The sequence below is a fragment of the Chitinophaga fulva genome (assembly GCF_012927205.1).
Lineage (GTDB): Bacteria > Bacteroidota > Bacteroidia > Chitinophagales > Chitinophagaceae > Chitinophaga > Chitinophaga fulva.
This window is the reverse complement of record NZ_JABBGC010000004.1, coordinates 383,089-399,310: the sequence shown is the minus strand read 5'-3', so window position 1 is coordinate 399,310 and position 16,222 is coordinate 383,089. Positions and strand designations below refer to the sequence as shown.

15 protein-coding genes and 5 tRNA genes are annotated in these 16,222 nt (G+C 47.3%); 5 read left to right on the top strand and 15 right to left on the bottom strand.

Annotated features, from left to right (window positions below):
* Nucleotides 1–3 precede the first annotated feature (3 nt).
* The 10 genes from tuf to HHL17_RS30055 all read right to left on the bottom strand — a co-directional run bounded on the left by tuf (nt 4) and on the right by HHL17_RS30055 (nt 5,050).
* Nucleotides 4–1,191, bottom strand: coding sequence for an elongation factor Tu (gene tuf, locus HHL17_RS30100; protein WP_169228533.1), 1,188 nt, complete (start codon nt 1,189–1,191; stop codon nt 4–6).
* A gap of 74 nt (nt 1,192–1,265) precedes the next feature.
* Nucleotides 1,266–1,346, bottom strand: a tRNA-OTHER gene (locus tag HHL17_RS30095).
* A gap of 120 nt (nt 1,347–1,466) precedes the next feature.
* Nucleotides 1,467–1,538 (bottom strand) — tRNA-Thr (locus tag HHL17_RS30090).
* A gap of 15 nt (nt 1,539–1,553) precedes the next feature.
* Nucleotides 1,554–1,626: transfer RNA gene (locus HHL17_RS30085), tRNA-Gly, on the bottom strand.
* 190 nt (nt 1,627–1,816) lie between these two features.
* Nucleotides 1,817–1,902: transfer RNA gene (locus HHL17_RS30080), tRNA-Tyr, on the bottom strand.
* Between the two features lie 72 nt (nt 1,903–1,974).
* Nucleotides 1,975–2,048: transfer RNA gene (locus tag HHL17_RS30075), tRNA-Thr, on the bottom strand.
* A gap of 235 nt (nt 2,049–2,283) precedes the next feature.
* Nucleotides 2,284–2,583: an HPF/RaiA family ribosome-associated protein gene (locus tag HHL17_RS30070; protein WP_078667073.1), complete on the bottom strand. Its 300-nt coding sequence runs from the start codon at nt 2,581–2,583 to the stop codon at nt 2,284–2,286.
* 163 nt (nt 2,584–2,746) lie between these two features.
* On the bottom strand, nt 2,747–3,685 hold the full coding sequence (locus HHL17_RS30065; RefSeq protein ID WP_240976000.1) for a tyrosine-type recombinase/integrase: 939 nt from the start codon (nt 3,683–3,685) through the stop codon (nt 2,747–2,749).
* Nucleotides 3,686–3,774: 89 nt separating this feature from the next.
* Nucleotides 3,775–3,972 (bottom strand): 30S ribosomal protein S21, encoded by a 198-nt coding sequence (gene rpsU / locus HHL17_RS30060; RefSeq protein WP_168871833.1) that lies wholly within the window; start codon nt 3,970–3,972, stop codon nt 3,775–3,777.
* Between the two features lie 325 nt (nt 3,973–4,297).
* Nucleotides 4,298–5,050, bottom strand: a complete 753-nt coding sequence (locus HHL17_RS30055; RefSeq protein ID WP_169228531.1) for an XRE family transcriptional regulator — start codon at nt 5,048–5,050, stop codon at nt 4,298–4,300.
* A 108-nt stretch (nt 5,051–5,158) separates the two neighbouring features.
* On the opposite strand from HHL17_RS30055, the gene HHL17_RS30050 reads away from it, so the two are divergent.
* Complete coding sequence (locus tag HHL17_RS30050; RefSeq protein ID WP_169228530.1) at nt 5,159–5,605, top strand: hypothetical protein; 447 nt, start codon at nt 5,159–5,161, stop codon at nt 5,603–5,605.
* A gap of 80 nt (nt 5,606–5,685) precedes the next feature.
* Here HHL17_RS30050 and HHL17_RS30045 read toward each other — a convergent pair whose 3' ends face one another.
* Entirely contained in the window at nt 5,686–6,351 is a 666-nt protein-coding gene (locus HHL17_RS30045) for an SdpI family protein (protein WP_169228529.1), read from the bottom strand.
* A 429-nt stretch (nt 6,352–6,780) separates the two neighbouring features.
* Here HHL17_RS30045 and dinB point away from each other — a divergent pair, with 429 nt between their 5' ends.
* From dinB to HHL17_RS30025, 4 genes are all read left to right on the top strand, one after another.
* Nucleotides 6,781–7,995: a DNA polymerase IV gene (gene dinB / locus HHL17_RS30040; protein ID WP_169228528.1), complete on the top strand. Its 1,215-nt coding sequence runs from the start codon at nt 6,781–6,783 to the stop codon at nt 7,993–7,995.
* A 1-nt stretch (nt 7,996) separates the two neighbouring features.
* Complete coding sequence (locus HHL17_RS30035) at nt 7,997–10,948, top strand: DNA polymerase III subunit alpha (RefSeq protein ID WP_169228527.1); 2,952 nt, start codon at nt 7,997–7,999, stop codon at nt 10,946–10,948.
* Between the two features lie 78 nt (nt 10,949–11,026).
* Nucleotides 11,027–11,479, top strand: a complete 453-nt coding sequence (parS, locus tag HHL17_RS30030; protein ID WP_169228526.1) for a type II RES/Xre toxin-antitoxin system antitoxin — start codon at nt 11,027–11,029, stop codon at nt 11,477–11,479.
* A gap of 3 nt (nt 11,480–11,482) precedes the next feature.
* On the top strand, nt 11,483–11,944 hold the full coding sequence (locus HHL17_RS30025) for an RES family NAD+ phosphorylase (RefSeq protein ID WP_169228525.1): 462 nt from the start codon (nt 11,483–11,485) through the stop codon (nt 11,942–11,944).
* Nucleotides 11,945–11,998: 54 nt separating this feature from the next.
* Here the strand turns inward: HHL17_RS30025 and HHL17_RS30020 are convergent, their stop codons facing one another.
* From HHL17_RS30020 to HHL17_RS30005, 4 genes are all read right to left on the bottom strand, one after another.
* Nucleotides 11,999–13,321, bottom strand: a complete 1,323-nt coding sequence (locus HHL17_RS30020; protein WP_169228524.1) for an aspartate kinase — start codon at nt 13,319–13,321, stop codon at nt 11,999–12,001.
* 80 nt (nt 13,322–13,401) lie between these two features.
* Nucleotides 13,402–14,475: an Ldh family oxidoreductase gene (locus tag HHL17_RS30015; protein WP_169228523.1), complete on the bottom strand. Its 1,074-nt coding sequence runs from the start codon at nt 14,473–14,475 to the stop codon at nt 13,402–13,404.
* Between the two features lie 7 nt (nt 14,476–14,482).
* Nucleotides 14,483–14,797 (bottom strand): DUF3467 domain-containing protein, encoded by a 315-nt coding sequence (locus tag HHL17_RS30010; protein WP_168871822.1) that lies wholly within the window; start codon nt 14,795–14,797, stop codon nt 14,483–14,485.
* Nucleotides 14,798–14,882: 85 nt separating this feature from the next.
* Nucleotides 14,883–16,214: a SusD/RagB family nutrient-binding outer membrane lipoprotein gene (locus HHL17_RS30005; RefSeq protein ID WP_169228522.1), complete on the bottom strand. Its 1,332-nt coding sequence runs from the start codon at nt 16,212–16,214 to the stop codon at nt 14,883–14,885.
* Between the last annotated feature and the right edge of the window lie 8 nt (nt 16,215–16,222).

The window sequence follows — 16,222 nt, the reverse complement described above, 5'->3', positions numbered from 1 at the left end:
TACTTATTTGATAATTTCAGTAACCTGACCGGCACCTACTGTACGACCACCTTCGCGGATAGCGAATTTCAGACCTTTATCCATAGCGATAGGCTGGATCAGTTTTACAGTCAGTGTAACGTTATCACCAGGCATAACCATTTCAACACCTGCAGGCAGTTCAACTTCACCAGTTACGTCAGTTGTACGGAAGTAGAACTGAGGACGGTATTTGTTGAAGAATGGAGTGTGACGGCCACCTTCTTCTTTGCTCAGTACGTAAACTTCGCATTTGAATTCAGTGTGCGGAGTGATGGAACCTGGTTTGCAGATAACCATACCACGACGGATCTGGGTTTTCTCAATACCACGCAGCAGCAGACCAGCGTTGTCACCAGCTTCACCTTCGTCCAGGAGTTTTTTGAACATTTCAACACCTGTACAAGTAGATTTCAGTGGTTCTTCCTGCAGACCTACGATTTCAACGTTCTCACCAACTTTGATACGACCGCGTTCGATACGACCTGTAGCAACGGTACCACGACCTGTGATAGAGAATACGTCTTCTACGGACATCAGGAAGTCCTGATCAACCGGACGAGGAGGCAGCGGAATGTAAGTATCAACAGCATCCATCAGTTGCTCGATAGCGCCAATCCATTTAGCGTCGCCAGCGAGTGCACCGGTAGCAGATCCCTGAATAACAGGAGCGTTGTCACCGTCGAAGCCGTTGGAGCTTAACAGGTCACGGATCTCGATTTCTACCAGTTCCAGCAGTTCAGGATCGTCAACCAGGTCAACTTTGTTCATGAAAACTACGACACGAGGTACACCTACCTGGCGAGCCAGCAGGATGTGCTCTCTTGTTTGTGGCATAGGACCGTCTGTAGCGGCAACCACCAGGATAGCACCGTCCATCTGGGCAGCACCGGTGATCATGTTTTTCACATAGTCAGCGTGACCAGGGCAGTCAACGTGAGCATAGTGACGGTTAACTGTCTGATACTCTACGTGAGCTGTATTGATAGTGATACCTCTTTCTTTTTCTTCAGGAGCAGCATCGATCTCATCATAGCCTCTTTTCTCTGCCAGACCCTTGTTTGCCAAAATTGTGGTAATGGCAGCAGTCAAGGTAGTTTTACCGTGGTCCACGTGGCCGATGGTACCAATGTTTACGTGGGGTTTATCCCGCTTAAAGGTTTCTTTTGCCATTGTATTTTCTTTTTAGATGGTTTGTAAAGATTGTATTGATAGTTGTTTTAAAAAAACGGCTTTTTACAAACTTGTACCGCTGATGAGAATTGAACTCATGTCCTTCCCGATAAAATAAAAAAATGTGGGATGCTCTGCCATTGAGCTACAACGCTAAGTTTATTTCGGAGTGCAGAATTAACAAATTCGAATCCGAAATCCGAATTTTATGGAGTGTATTTAGTGGCGAAGTGATCTCACTGCGACCGCGATGCTTCTCTTCTAAAATTCAAAAGAGCTGTTGAAGAGAATTGAACTCTCGACCTCTTCCTTACCAAGGAAGTGCTCTACCCCTGAGCTACAACAGCTTGAAATTATATGCGAGCGGGAGACGAGGTTCGAACCCGCGACCTACAGCTTGGAAGGCTGTCGCTCTACCAACTGAGCTACTCCCGCATACTGGACAATTCAAAACAGCAAGGTAATAACGCTGACTGAACTCTCCTGAATAAATTAAAGAACATAAAAGGCTGTTGCATCACAGGCACCGGAAAAATTTTGCCAATCAACTTCGAGAATTGTTCTCACCTTCCACTCAACAACATTGTTCCGCCTCTGCTAGGCGCAAAAGCGGAACAAGCCGTTTTGGTGGGCAGGATAGGATTCGAACCTATGAAGTCGAAAGACAGCGGATTTACAGTCCGCCCCATTTGGCCGCTCTGGAACCTGCCCAAGTTTTGTCTTGATTTTGACATTTGGTTATTGTGCGTCATTAAAACATCCAATCCAAATTAAAATCTTTTGAGCCAGCAGAGGGATTCGAACCCCCGACCCACTGATTACAAATCAGTAGCTCTGGCCAACTGAGCTATGCTGGCATCTTTCAAAAAACATTCTTTCAAAAAAGTAACTCGTTGAAAGAGAGCGCAAAATTAAGCGATTTTTTCAAATCTCAAAATCTTTTTTTCAGTTTGTTACAAATATTTAAAAATTTATCTGTCTCCCTGAAAACGCCCTACCATAAAGAACTTTGCTACCTTTACCGACCCTCTTTTTGAATCGGGATGGCAAAGGTAGCAAAGAGATTAATATTTCCAAAATTATTTTAGAAAATTATTGAAATTTCTTTTCCTTTTGTCGTTTTACCTGGTTGACTAAGGAATCAAATGCAAGATCAAAGGACTCTTCAAAGGATTTAGATTCATGCTTTACAAAGAGGTCCTGGCGGGGAATTCGTACTCTTATTTCGGCAATTTTATCTTTAACCTGATGCGCTAAATTATCCAACTTTAAAAATACATCCACACTGACAATCCGGTCATAAAAAGTGTTCAGTTTCTGCAGTTTCTTATTCACGTGATCAATCAGTTTTGAATCAGCATCAAAATGCACAGTTTGAATTTGAACGTTCATAGCACTAATTTTTTAAATATTTAACAATCTAGGTTATAGTGTGTAAACTATGGTCATAGGCATTCTCTTAGTTGTGAAAGAACTTCTGTAATAAATATACTCACTTTTGTAATGCAATGCTGTTCTAATGCGTAATATTTTGTTAAAATGAAAAAATAATGCGTTAGGCCTTGGGGTGCGCCTGCTGATATACCTTCTTCAACTGCTCAATGGTAGTATGCGTGTAAATCTGCGTAGACGTAAGACTGGCGTGGCCTAACAGGTCCTTCACCGCCTTCAGGTCGGCCCCGTTATTGGTAAGATGCGTGGCGAAAGTATGTCGCAGTAAATGCGGGCTTTTTTTCTTGTAGGTAGTGATCTCATGTTCCGTCAGATATTTACGCACCATCAGGTACACATATTTGGGATACAATCGCTGACCGCTATGCGGATGCACCAGTAATACCCCCGGCTCAAACTCCTCCAGTTCACGCCGCTTCTGCTCCGTATAAGCAGCAATCTGCGCACACAGCCGGCTGCTGATGGGGATAATACGCTCCTTCCCTCCTTTACCCATCACCTTAATCGACAGGTTGCCCTTATCCACCCGGAACTCCTGTAAGGTGATCAGCTCAGACAAACGAATACCTGTCTGATAAAAGATCTCAAATATCAACCGGTGGGTTTCTCCTTCAAAATCGTCGGAAAAGATAAAGGGAGTGGTCACAGAAGCAGGACTACGATTGTCTTCCAGTGCCTTCATCCCTTTTTCATCGATAAATCCCGGCAGACGGCGGCTGATTTTGGGTGCCACCACTTTAGCCATCGGGGTTTGCTGCAGCAACTCCTGGCGTATACAGAATTTGAAAAAGGATTTCAGGGTGGAGATTTTGCGGTTCACGCTCTTGGCCGTCATGGCATCTTCCATAAGACCGGCCAACCAGCTGCGTACCATTACATGCGTAATGTCTCCTATGGTCACATGACCATAGGTAGCCATAGTATAATCAAAAAATTGAAGGAGATCGTTGCGATAAGCGATACAGGTGTGCTCTGAGTATCGCTTTTCGAGCTGAATGTAGGAGATGAATCGCTCGGCTAAGGAGTATAGTAGTTCGTTCAACGCAAAAAGATTGATGATTGTAAAGTTATTAAATAACCTTACAATCATCAAATATTTTGAGTTGGTAAGCCAGTGACGGCTACAACGGATTATGCTTCCAATTTACCACTGGCCAGCTGTTGTTTATAAACAGCTTTCAACACCTCTGTACGGCGTTTAACAGATGGTTTAGTAAAAGACTGGCGTGATCTGAGTTGCAGCAGAATACGTGCTTTCTCAAATTTCTTTTTATATTTTTTAAGCGCCTTGTCTATGTTTTCGCAATCTTTAGAATCAATGATCAACATAATTTTTGCCTCTTATTTTTTAGGAATGCAAAGATAACACAACATTTTATAAAAACAAAAACCAAACAGGTTTTGATTTTCTTTTTTTTCCGGTCTTTACAATACTGCCCCTAACTCCCGGGGAATGAATGTATTACAGTCCCCGTGAAAAAGTCATTCAGGAATGAAAAAGTATCGCCACCATATGCTCCCCGGCCCGCTTGGACGCAGGAAGTGAGCAAGAGGCGGAAACGCTCTTTATCATCAGGAGCAATCCACGGCGAGGCCTACCTCGTTTGTGGAGCAAACGGCAGCCTGCACCATATAGTTAGCCGTAATAACTGTATTAGTCCTTGATTTTCTTTTTCAGCAGGCTAACCTGGTCCTGGAGATGGCTGACCATATCGGCCAGATGGTTAACGCTCATGCGGCTCTGCTGGTTGGATTTGCTGATGACCGCATCCGACTGCCACAGTTCCAGTACATCTTCCATTTCCACCGGGTAAGGTTCAAACTGGGGGTTATCTGATACCAGCGTGATCCTGGACTTCGCACGGTTGCTTTTCAGCACCCTTTTGAAGACAATACCTTCGCGGGAAGTTACCACAACGTAGGTCTCATTGTTTTTAATTTCCTCCCATCCGTCTACTTTGTGACAAACGATCACAGAGCCGGAAGGAACGGGCAACATGGACTCCCCGGCAATTTCAAAAGCCCGGTAGTCGCCTGCGCCCAGCATGGGCAGGGTAAATGTATTCAGTTCCTCGATAAACTCGTCGTCATTATAACCGGCCAGGTAACCGGCAGCGGCTTTTACCGGCACAAACTGGATAGCCTGGCGGGCATTGCCCAGCTTCTGCTGACGGCGCTTTTCCAGGAAACTGTCTTTCTGGGAGCCCAGATCACGGCGAAGCAAATCATCGATGGAAACCCGGAACATGTCACTTACCTGTTCCAGTACTTCCGTACGAGGTTCCGCACGCTCTTCTTCATAAGCACCCAGCAAGGAACGCTTGATGCCCAGTTTGTCTGCAAACTCCTGTTGCGTCCAGCCTTTTTGCTTACGCAGATATTTTAAATTCTGGCATACTACGGACATAACCTAAATAATTTAGTACCTTGCTAACAAAATTAGCAAATAATTTTATAAAATCCCAAATATATTCAAGACGCTTCGCTTATTTTTGCCCGGTAAAATCAACTTGTTATGGTACATCTACACTCCATTTTGAGATGGGCAATCGTATTGGCTGGGCTTTGGGCAGTTATCCGCGCATTTAAAGGTGTTTCCGGAAGAACACCATTTACGGCAGCCGACAATAAAGCCGGACTGTTTTTTATGATCTTCTGTGATATTCAGCTCCTGATAGGACTGCTGTTATATTTTGTATTTAGTGAAAAAGCAAAAGCCGGACTGGCTGACATGGGCGCTGCCATGAAAAATCCCGCGCTCCGTTTTTTCACAGTGGAACATACCCTGATGGCTGTGATTGCCATTGCTTTGGTGCACATCGGCAAATCCAAAGTTAAAAAAGCAACCTCTGATGCCCAGAAACACAAACTGGCCCTTATATTCTACGGGATCGCATTTCTCCTGATACTGGCCCTTATCCCCTGGCCTTTCCGTCAGGCACTGGGTGCAGCCTGGTACTAAGCACAAACGTATTGTAAAGAAAAATGGCGGTCAGGTGACCGCCATTTTCTTTTGTTATTGATTGACCACTATGAATAACCTTATCCTTTGTCCTTGTTGTATAACCGGAACGAATAAATGTATGGCAACGCTGCCAGCACAATAGCCGCAAAAAAGATCAGGAACACCCCGGTAACAAGCGACAGGAAAAAACCTGCTATCATCATCACTACTCCGGCGCTCACCCAAAGGGTCCCGGCCATACGGTGAGTTTCCCTCCAGATCTCCTTGTTCTGTAACGTCCAGGGCGTACGAACGCCCACATAGTGATTGGGTTCCAGCTGCAACTTCCACAAATATAGGCCTATCGCAGCAATCAACAAACCTACTCCCACAAAAGCCCAGCTTGCCATCGCAAAAGGCCGTGCCTGGCTCACCATAAAAATAATGATACAGGTAAACAACGCCAGATAAGTATGTATGATGAAACGGATACGGTAAAACTCACGCTGCTCCACGTTTGCCACCGCCTGGCTGTCTTCCTCTGTCTTCGGAATAAAACGGAACAACGCATAAATCAATGCATTGGTCACAAACAGGAAAATCATTAGCAACAGAAAAGCAGTTCTGCCTTCAGCCAGTTCAGATACGCTCTGGTCGGTTGGAATTGTTGCAGGAAGAGTGTTCCAGATGATGGCCAGATAAGCCATGGGCAAGAGTAACAAAGCCAGGATAAATATTTCCTTTGAAGCTTTGGTCTGTTTCATGGGATGATGGTTTAAAGATGAACATTCACGCTTTTCTTATTCCTTCATTTCCATTCTCTTATATACTACAGATGGCCCCTCGGATATGTTGTATCAAAGTTAGGAAAATTGAAAGTGGGGATAAAATTTGAATAAATAAATACTAATAATTTTAGCAAAACTAAATTATTTAGTACCTTTACAATAAATCGAGTGATTACGGCTGGCAGGCCCTGCTGATCACTATCCGTGCCGACCCTTCGCCCGGCCTGCCATCCGCTTATCGCTTGCAGATTTGGAGATGGATAGTATCCCCCCGGGGAGAGCAATGGTATTGCCGATTGGAACAATGATGATGTTTCTGGTTGCGGACAATAATGACATTCCGATTGAGGAGGATAACAGTAGTTCCGATATTCCGAACGGGAACTCATTCCTAAACAGGGAAGCATGATTACATTACAACAGCGAGCTATCGCACATTTTGACCTGGATTGTTTTTTTGTATCAGTGGAATGTCTGCATGACAGTCAACTGAAAGGCAAGCCCCTGCTGATAGGCGGCAGTAGTGACCGCGCCGTGGTAGCTGCCTGCAGTTATGAGGCGCGCCGCTATGGCATCCACTCCGCAATGCCTATGAAAACTGCCCTGCGCCTGTGCCCACACGCCATTGTCCGCAGCGGCGACATGGACCGTTACAGTGAAAAATCCCGCGAAGTGACCAGCATCATCGCGGACAAAGCACCCCTGTATGAAAAATCTTCGATCGATGAATTTTATCTCGACCTCTCCGGCATGGATAAATTCTTCGGCTCCCTCAAATGGACCACAGAACTGCGGAAAGCCATTATCAAAGAATCCGGGCTGCCCATCTCCTTTGGGCTCGCATCCAACAAACTCGTATCCAAAGTAGCCACTGACGAAGCCAAACCCAACGGTCAACTGGAAATACCCTTCGGGGACGAAAAAAATTTCCTAGCCCCGATGCCTATCGAAAAAATACCGATGGTAGGCCGGGAAACCGCCGCACAGCTCCGGCGCCGCGGCGTGGAAACAGTGAAAATACTCAGCGAAGTCCCCCCTTCCCTGCTGGAAGCGTGGATGGGGAAAAATGGCATCTCACTCTGGAGAAAAGCCAACGGCATCGACGATTCCCCGGTAGTGCCCTACTATGAACAAAAATCCATTTCCACAGAAAGCACCTTCCCCGCAGATACCATCGACATGGAATTTCTGCACGCGGAACTGGTACGCATGACAGAGAAAATTGCCTTCGAATTACGGCAGCAGAATAAGCTCACCGGTTGCGTGACTGTCAAAATCCGGTATTCCGATTTTGAAACTGTCACCAAACAAATGACCATCCCCTACAGCTGCTCTGATCATGTGCTGTTGGAAAAAGTGAAGGACCTGTTTAAAAAACTATATGACCGTCGTCTGCTGGTACGCCTTATCGGTGTGCGTTTCAGCCACCTGGTACAGGGCAACTATCAGATCAACCTCTTCGATGACAGCCAGGAAATGATCTCACTCTACCAGGCTATCGACAATATCAAAAACCGCTTCGGCTGGGATATGCTGCTGAAAGGCACCAACGTGGTGCCGCCGGATAAAAAGAACATCCCGGCACTGAAAAAAGATATCATGCCGTACTATAAAGGATAACATGTACCTGAATTGCAAAACATTCTTCAGCCTCCGCTATGGCACCATGCCCGCTGAAATGCTGGTCAAAAAAGCCGCGCAACTGGGCATCACCACGTTGGGCCTCACTAATATCAACATTACCTCTGATGCCTGGGAATTTGTGGACCTTTGCCGCAAACACCTGATCAAACCAATACTGGGCGTGGAATGCCGCAATGAGTCAACATTCAACTACCTGCTGCTTGCCCGCGACCAGGAAGGCTGGTATCATATCAACCGCTTTCTCTCCGATCACCTGCGCCGGGAAATATCTTTCCCCGACCGCGCCCCTGCCCTTCCCGGCACCTGGGCCATCTACAACTGGGGGACAGTTCCGCCAGCTCAACTGTTGCCGCACGAACTGCTGGGCGTTAACCCACGTGATCTCAACAAACTCTTCCGGGTTGACACCTTCAGCATTCGCGACCAGCTGGTGATCATGCATCCTGTCACTTTCCAGGATAATGATCACTATGAACTGCACCGCGTATTACGTGCCATCGATCAGAACATCCTGATCTCCCAACTGGAACCACACACCACCGGCACTATCAACGACCAGTTTATACATCCCGCCAAAATGGTGGAACACTTTGAACAATACCCGCATATTGTGGCCAATACGCTCCGCGTGCTTGAAACATGTGAGGTGGAGATGGAGCTGCAAACACCCCGCAACCGGCAATCATTTCTGGGCAGCGTGGAAGAAGACCGTCAGTTATTGCGGCAACTGGCTTATCAAGGCATGGAATACCGCTATGGGAAAGACCACGCTGAAGCCACACGGCGTATTGAAAAAGAGCTGAACATCATTGCTCAACAGGAATTTGAAGCTTACTTCCTGATTACCTGGGATATCATCCGTTATGCACAGGAAAGACAGTTTTTCTATGTAGGACGCGGCAGCGGCGCCAATTCTATCGTGGCATACTGTCTCAAAATCACAGATGTGGACCCCATAGAACTGAATCTCTTCTTTGAACGCTTCCTCAACCCCTATCGCACTTCACCACCGGATTTTGATATCGATTTCTCCTGGCGTGACCGTGACGCCATCATCCGGTATGTGTTTGATAAATATGGCGACACTCACACTGCACTGCTGGGGACTGTCACCACCTTTCAAACCAACGCTATCATCCGGGAAATGGGCAAAGTGTATGGTCTCCCTAAAAAAGAAATCGATCAGATACTGGAAAATGGTTTCAACGTACAACTGAATGAAGATCATATCCAGCGCAAGATCCAGCATTTCAGCCGGCTGATGGACCAGGAAAGATCTTTCCCCAATCATCTCAGCATCCATGCCGGCGGTATCCTCATCAGCGATGCGCCCATTCATCAGTATTGCACTACCTACCTGCCACCGAAAGGGTTCAGCACCGCTCAGCTGGACATGTTGCAGGCGGAACGCATCGGCCTCTATAAATTTGATATTCTCAGTCAACGCGGCCTCGGACATATCCGCGACACCATCGATATTGTCCGTAAAAACAAACAGGTGGATATCGATATCCACAATGTCAAAGCATTTACGGTGGATGAAAAAGTGAAGGAAAACCTGAGGAAAGTCAACACCATCGGTTGTTTTTATATAGAATCCCCTGGCATGCGGCAACTGCTGCAAAAACTACAGTGCGATAACTATCTCACCCTGGTGGCGGCCAGCTCTATTATCCGGCCGGGCGTGGCCCAATCCGGCATGATGAAACAATATATCCACAGTTACCGCAATCCCGCCAGTGTCACTTATCTGCACCCTGTCATCGAAGAATTGCTCAGCGATACATTTGGTATCATGGTATATCAGGAAGATGTGATCAAAGTAGCACACACATACGCCAATATGGAACTAGCTGATGCAGACTCGCTGCGGCGGGCCATGGCAGGGAAATACAGAGGAACAAAAGACTTTGAAAAAATACAGGAACGTTTTTTTGCCAACTGCGCACAATTGGGACGTCCTTATGAAGTATCCGTGGAAGTATGGCGGCAGATCGCCAGTTTTGCCAATTTCTCTTTTTCCAAAGCCCACTCCGCCAGCTTCGCCGTGGAGAGTTACCAAAGCCTTTACCTGAAAACTTATTTCCCCGCAGAGTTTATGGTTGCCGTGATCAATAACTTCGGCGGCTTCTACAACCGCGAACTATATTTCCGTGAACTGAAAAAAACCGGGGTCAACATTCATCCGCCCTGCATCAACAACAGCGACTATCCTACCAATATCAAAGGACAGGAGGTGTATGTGGGACTTATCCATGTGGAAGGGCTTGAACAGGCCCTCGCTGAGAGAATACTGGAAGAGCGCCGGCAATGTGGGCCTTACCTGCATCTGGAAGATTTCTGTAACCGTATTTCCCCCGGTGCGGAGCAGCTGGAATTATTAATCCGCATTGGCTGTTTTCAGTTTACCGGTCAGACTAAAAAACAACTGTTGTGGAAAAGCAGTTTGTTGGTCCGGCAGCAAAACACAGCAGGCATCCACAACCTGTCACTGTTCAAGCCGGCCACCGTCAATTGCGAATTACCGGAGCTGGCCTACCACCAACACGAAGATGCCTTCGACGAAATAGACCTGCTGGGTTTTCCGCTGGCATCTCCATTTGAAGTGCTCAACCATGATCAGTCTGCATATATCCCTGCCCGTGATTTTCACCGGTACATCAACCAACCGATAACTACACTGGGATATCTGGTCACCACCAAACCAATGCGTACCGCTAAAGGCGACCCAATGTGTTTTGGCACATTTCTGGACCGCGAAGGACAGTTTATTGATACCGTCCATTTTCCCGACAGCCTCCGTCAATATCCTTTCCAGAAGGGTGGTTTTTATATTTTAAAAGGGAAAGCGATCTCCGAGTATAATGTTATCACACTGGAAATCAGCCAGATGAAAAAAATCGGGTACTTCGAGGATAAAAAACTCTGATGGAGAAAATCTTGCTAAAGCGTTGAAGAAATCAAAATCCGACAATTTGTTGTATTTTTGTGTCAAATGTCGGGACATATGAAACACGCAAGAAAATACCAGGTGCAGGAAAACACCCTGATGATTGTGGAAAACCCGGGCGCCGCGTACATCCCGGGTAGTGGATACTATGATTTCATAGAACTCTCCCGTAGTGGTGTATTAAAAAGAGCGCTGTTAAACCTGAGCCGTCAGCTCTCTTTTTCACTGACAGAGCTGGCGCAGGTGCTGCATATCTCAGAAAGGACGCTGCAGCGTTATGCGGACGACGCCAAACTTGGCGCCGATACCTCTGAACGGGCTATTCTCCTCTCCCAGCTTTACCAGCGGGGCACAGAAGTTTTCGGCAATCTGGAAAACTTCAAGGAGTGGATGCGCACGCCGCTTCCAACCTTTAACTATCAACTTCCTATTTCCCTGTTAGATACTACTTTCGGCTTCCAACTGATTGAAGACGAACTGGGACGTATTGAACACGGGATATTCGCATAGCTCATGGATGTTTACAGAATCAGTAAATGTGCCTACATCAATGACCTGACAGGCACCGGGTCCCGCTTGTACGGAGGCCGGTGGAACAGTCCGGGCCATTCCATCGTTTATACGGCCGGCAGCAGGGCGCTGTCTGCGCTGGAAGTACTGGTGCACATTCCCTTAAAAAATATTATCCAGGACTTTTGTATCGCCACTATCCATATCCCCGATGATATTGCGATTAAAGTCCTCACAAAAAAGGACCTTCCCTCCGGCTGGCAATCGCTGGCGCCGTTTCCTGCTCTTCAGACCATCGGCGATGAATGGGTGGATACCGCTCGCTATGCGGTACTCAGAATTCCTTCTGTTGTGATTGCCGAAGAAAATAACTATCTCATCAACCCGCAGCACCCGGATGCTGCCCGTGTCACGATTACAGATACCCAGCCGTTTGTGTTTGACCAGCGGCTCAGAAAAGTATAAATGAAAGAGGGCGTACCGGTTGGTACGCCCTCTTTCATTTATATGCTTAGAAATTTACTCTAAACCGAACAGTCCTTTATTCAGCACCTGCAGTGTTTTTTCCTTGAACTGGCCGTTCACCAGGATGGAAATGTTATGTCTGCTGCCACCATAAGAGATCATGCGCAAAGGAATACCTTCTATAGCATCAAACAGTTTGGTGATGATAGAAGGTGTGGCGGCCACCTCATTACCAACGATGGAAACGATGGTCTGATGATGGTCCAGCTCCACAGTACCAAACGGCTGCAGCTCTTTCAGGATCTGGTCCAGGTGTGTTTCGCTGTCGATAGTCAGTGATACGGCCACTTCAGAAGTGGTGATCATATCAATCGGTGTGCGGTATTTCTCAAATACTTCGAATATTTTCCGGAGGAAGCCATAAGCCAGCAACATGCGGCTGGACTTGATCTTGATGGCGATGATGCCGTCTTTTGCTGCGATAGCTTTAGCACCGTTACCATTAGGCATTTCAGTGATAATAGTGCCTTTGGCTTCGGGCTGCATGGTATTGAGCAGTTTTACCGGGATATTAAAATGCTGCGCAGGCCAGATAGACGCCGGGTGCAGAATTTTAGCGCCGAAGTAAGCCAGCTCGGCAGCTTCATCGAAGGACAGTTGATCGATCGGGAAGGTTTTTTTCACCACACGCGGATCGTTATTGTGCATGCCGTCGATATCTGTCCAGATCTGGATTTCTTCCGCCTGGATAGCAGCACCGATCAGGGAAGCGGAATAGTCGCTGCCACCACGTTTCAGGTTGTCTACTTCTCCTTTGGCATTACGGCAGATGTATCCCTGTGTGATGAATAACTTCTGTCCTTTATGCTGATTGATCAGGTTACCCAGTTTGATTTTGATTTTAGGGATTTCCGGTTCCTCGTATTCATCGATGCTCATGAAATCCAGTGCTGGCAGCAACACAGCGGGAACGCCGGCTTCTTCCAGGGATACGCAGAACAGGCGGGTTGACAACAGCTCACCCTGTGCGAGGATATCTTTATTCAACGCTTCATTGAAAGAGATCTTCAGGATGATGTTCAGAAATTCAAAGTGTTCATCAATGATAGCTTTAGCGCTGGCACGACCAGCCTCCTGTTTCACCAGTTCATCGCAAAAGGTCCTGTAATGGCTTTCCAGCTTATCTATCTGCTGCTTCGCCTGTGCTTTTTTGCCTTCCGACAATGACTGGCTGATCTCCACGAGTGCGTTCGTGGTGCCTGACAGGGCAGACAGTACCACAATTTTCTGATCATTATCTGCTGTGATCAGTTGCGCTACTGAATGCATGCGCTCTGGTTTTCCCACGGAGGTTCCACCAAATTTTAACACTTTCATCTGAATATAATTGTTTTTGCCTGTTACCGGGAAAGCAGTCTGCTAGCCCATTTCCGGCTGTTTATATGAATGATAGAAATTTAAAAATTCAAATTAAATTTAGCAGCTACCTCCTGCATATCTTTCACCACCGGCTCCAGCACGGGTATTCCGTTTTCCAGGCGGTGATGGTGCATTTCTCTTTCCGGATCACCGGGTATGAGCACCTGTTTACCTTCCACCGGCACTGCGGCCCTGAAGCGGCTGATCCAAGTGTCCATATGGGATTTGAATTCATCTGCCGGACGGAACGCATCTACGCGCATGGCACCAAAGAAGTGTCCCAGCCCTTCACCCACCGGATCGGGAGCCAGCGGCAGGAAGCTCACAAAAGGAGGCGCCCATGGTCCATAATTGGCTCCGGAAAGGACGGCCGAAAATATATCAACTATTGCTCCCAAACAATACCCTTTGTGACTTCCATGGTCACGGTCGCCGCCTAGTGGCAGCAAAGCCCCGCCATCTTTGAGTTCATGCGGGTTGGTGCTGGGGTTGCCGTCTTTATCCTGAATCCAGCCATAGGGGGCTTCCTGGTTTTTGCGTTGCAGGATTTCCAATTTACCATTGGCCGCAGTAGTAGTGGCGAAGTCCGCCACAAACGGCGGCTGTTCTTTTGCCGGGATGGCCACCGCGATGGGATTGGTGCCCAGCATTCTTTCCTTCGCGAAAGTAGGCGCCACTAACGGACTGGCATTGGTCATCGCCATTCCGATCATATCGTGGTCCAGCGCTTTCATCGCATGGTAGCCGGCGATACCGAAGTGGTTGGAGTTTTTAACGCTTACCCAACCGGTACCAGCGACAGCAGCCTTTTGTATGGCCACTTCCATGGCAAAAGGCGCTACAACCAGGCCCAGGCCTGCATCTCCATCCACCACAGCAGTGCTGGGTGTTTCGTGTACAATACGGATGTTCGGACGGGCATTAATTCTCTTGGCTTCCCACAAACGCACATAGCCGGACAACCGGGCTATACCGTGAGAATCTATTCCACGCAGATCGGCTGCTACCAGTACTTCACTGGCCAGCATGGCATGATCATGAGAACAACCCATACGAATAAAAACTTCGCGGGTGAACTCCGTCAGATGATGATAAGAATAAATATGTTCCATGGTATAATCAGGCTTGAGCAGTGGGACCACCAAAATTCATGGGTACAGAAACCGGTTCCTGGTCCTGGATAGTGCCGTGAACAGATTCATATTTTTTGACATTATCCTGTAAGGCCTTCATGAAACGTTTGGCATGCTGGGGCGTGAGAATGATGCGTGACTTGACTTTTGCTTTCGGCAGGCCGGGCATCACATTGACAAAATCCACTACAAATTCGGCATTGGAATGGGTGATTATAGCGAGGTTGGCATATTGCCCTTCTGCAATCTCTTCATTTAACTCGATGTTAAGCTGATTCTGCTCTTCGTGCTGATTTTCCATATCTGTATGATTTAGCCCTACAAAAATAGAAAAAGAGGGCTCAATGAGCCCTCTTTTTTTATGGAAAGCGGTTAAACAGCTTTTTTTACTGGTCCCACCACATTTTGGTAGTGAGTGAAATACCGGTGGGCACATTGCTGCTATTGTAGGAAAGCTCAGACTGCGGGTATGGATAACGTCTAGGAATTTCCTTACCGGCGTTTTTGGATGTCAGCACCGGAAAGCCCGTGCGGCGCCAGTCGGTGAAGTTCTCAGCCTGCAGGTACATCGCATAGTATTTCTGTGTCATGATGAGCTTCAGCTTATCAGTAGCACTGGCAGCCGGATCATACTTCACTTCCGGTTTGGCCAGATAACCTGTTGGGTCAGCTTTTACCGAGAGGAAGGAACCGAGTACCGCTGCTTCGTAGTGAGACTGTGCGTCAGCATCATGTCCGAGACGTGCGTGTGCTTCTGCCAGGATAAAGTCCAGCTCATAAGCAGTTATCAGGAACACAGGGGAAGTTTTGGAATCGTAGGCGCCGCCAAGGTAAGGCCCTACCCTGTTATCCCCGATCGCCTTCATCTGATTGATCATAAAGGACTGATCATAAGTGATGTAACCCGGACGTTGTGCATTGAACTGCTGTACCGGGTTAGCTCTGGTAGGATCATTCAGGAAAGCGACAGCTGCTTCTTCACCCGCTGAAATAATACCACCGGCTGCATTGGAAGCGTCGATTACCTTCTGTGCATAACCAGCCGGATCTTTTTTAGTCAGGTGGATCAGCATTCGCATCCGGTAAGAATTAGCAAATTTGATCCAGAGCGCAGGATCACCACCATAAAGCACATCGTTGCCACCGGGCACCGGTCCCAGCTGTGGCTGGTTCAGATCAGCGATAGCTGCGGTGAGCAACCCATCGATGGTTTTATAGATGTCTTCCTGTTTATCATATTTAGGTTTGAATTTGAAATCCAATCCCTGAAAAGCATCACTGTAAGGCACATCTCCCCAGAGGTCTGTACTGGAGCCCAATACATAGGCGGTCAGTATTTTGCTGGCGCCACTGTAGAAATACCATTTTTTGGGTTCTGACATTTTACGCAGTTCCGCCAGGTTATTGAGCGTACCCTGATAAAGGTTGCTCCAGCAGTTAGTCAGGTTGTCTGCCACAATCTGGTACAACTGATAGTTCTTGAACTGCTGGCTGGTACCATCCACCTGGTTGGTGAGCAAACTGGAAGTGAGCGCCACGTCTGCACCACCCAGCGTATAGCCAGCCATTACTTCTGCACCTGTAAGGATCGCTGCAGGCGGAGCATCTACGGGTCTGTCCTGATCCGTGTTCACATCCAGGTACTTTTTACAACCGCTACCCAACGCAAGCAGGGCTGCGAAACCAGCAGTGACAAGTGTTTTATTGAGAATAGTCATAACTTCTG